The organism is Rhizomonospora bruguierae, assembly GCF_018397995.1.
GTDB lineage: Bacteria > Actinomycetota > Actinomycetes > Mycobacteriales > Micromonosporaceae > Rhizomonospora > Rhizomonospora bruguierae.
In genome coordinates this window covers 1-1,823 of sequence record NZ_BBQH01000136.1, presented here as the reverse complement: position 1 = coordinate 1,823, position 1,823 = coordinate 1, and the positions used below count along the sequence as shown (strand labels likewise).

The window sequence follows — 1,823 nt, the reverse complement described above, 5'->3', positions numbered from 1 at the left end:
CTGAGACGAAACTCGGATGCCAGCCACGTGTGCGGCAGCGTCCCGGCGGAGCCGGGACACGTGGTTGGCGGGCATGGTGATGGGCTTGCCGCTGGTGGCCGGGGTGCGGCAAGCTGGATTGCTGGTGGGGAGAGCGACCACGTTGTCGGCCCTTGTGGCCTGACCTTCTGCCGGTGACGGCCTTGTCGGCGCTCTTCCCACCGCCTATGTGCGCTGGTGGGTCGTTCAGGCGGCGGCCTCGCTGCCGTGGCTGTCGTCTGGTCTGGGCGGTTCACCGTCGTGGTCGGCGAGGATGATCTTCTTGCCGGAGATCGCTTCGAGCTGGGCGATCAGCCGCCGGGTGTGGTGTTCGGGGTTGATCCGGCGGGTGTAGAAGTCGTGGCCGAGATCGGTGTAAGGCTGCCCGCTGGTCAGCACGGCCCAGATGACCTTGATCAACGTGTGGGCGACGGCGAACGCGGCTTTCTTGCCGGCGGTGTTGTTCGCCCGGCCGCCGAAGCGGCGGTGCAGCCGGTGGAAGCGTGCCCCGAGCCGGGTCCTGGTGCGGGACGCGGCCAGGGCGGCCTCGATCAAGATGGACTGGACGTGGGTGTTGCCCTTGCGGTGCCGGGCCCGCCGGCGCCGGCCGGCGGACTCGTTGTTGCCCGGAGCCAGCCCGGCCCACGCGGCCAGATGTTTCGCCGACGGGAACCGGCTCATGTCGACGCCGATCTCACTGATGATCACCGTGGCGACCCGGTCGCTGATGCCCGGGATGCTGCTCAACAGTTGGATCTGGGCGGTGAACGGGGCGACCAGCCCCGTCGGCGCGACCGCTGGGCGCCGGCTGGTCCCGGCCACACCGGCGTGACCGATCTTCTTCTTGACCTGGTCGATCATCTGATCGAGGTGATCGAGCCGTTCCAGGTGGAAACCGATCATCTGCCCGTGGTGGGTGGTGAACCGTCCGGACAACGCCAGCCGCAGGTCGTCGGTCTTGTTCCGCAACACCCCACGGGCCAGCCCCGCGAGGACATGCGGGTCCCGCTCACCGGCGACCAGGGCGTCGAGCATCGCCCGACCGGAGACGCCGAACGTGTCCGACGCGACGACATCCAGCTTGATCCCGGCCGCTTCGAGAACCTTGAGCAGCCGCTGTTTCTCCCTCGACCGTTCCTCGGTCAGCTTCGTCTGATACCGGGTCAGGTCCCGGATCTCGCGGATGTCGTCCGGTGGCAGGAAACTACCCCGCAACAGGCCGACCTCCAACAACCTCGCCAACCACTGCGAGTCCTTGACATCGGTCTTACGCCCCGGGACCGCTTTGACGTGCGCCGCGTTGACCACGTCGATCGTCAAGCCCAGCCCGCCAGTCTCCCGTAGCGCCGCGTACACCGGCCACCAGTACGGGCCGGTCGACTCCATCGCCACCCGCGTCACCCCCAGCTCGGCCAGCCAGGATCCCATCGCCAGCAAATCCCCGTAGAACGTGCGGAACGTGCGGGTCTTCTCCCGCCGCACCGGCCGCCGCGGATCCGGGGTCCGCACCGTCACCGTGATCTGCTTCTTATGCACGTCGATCCCTGCGACATGCGTGTACAACACGTCCAACCACGGCCTCCGTCCGATCACCAGCCAGAGACGGCGTCGCTCGCAGAGCCCGTCATAGACTCATGACACTGAGACACGTGCACGGGGGGCAACAACCTGGGATACCAGGGACGGACTCCCACACCATTCTTGGATTCAGGCACCGCGAGGGCACCAAGCACAACCGGCGACGGCGAGCGACACCGCCGACCGAGTTTCACCCACCTGTGGGTGGCCCCGCCAGGGGCCATGGT

At 67.6% G+C, this 1,823-nt stretch carries 1 protein-coding gene; it reads right to left on the bottom strand.

Annotated elements, in window-relative coordinates; translation table 11 throughout:
- Positions 1–225: 225 nt before the first annotated feature.
- Positions 226–1,584: an IS110 family RNA-guided transposase gene (locus tag KJS59_RS30465; RefSeq protein WP_249715179.1), complete on the bottom strand. Its 1,359-nt coding sequence runs from the start codon at positions 1,582–1,584 to the stop codon at positions 226–228.
- Positions 1,585–1,823: the final 239 nt, after the last annotated feature.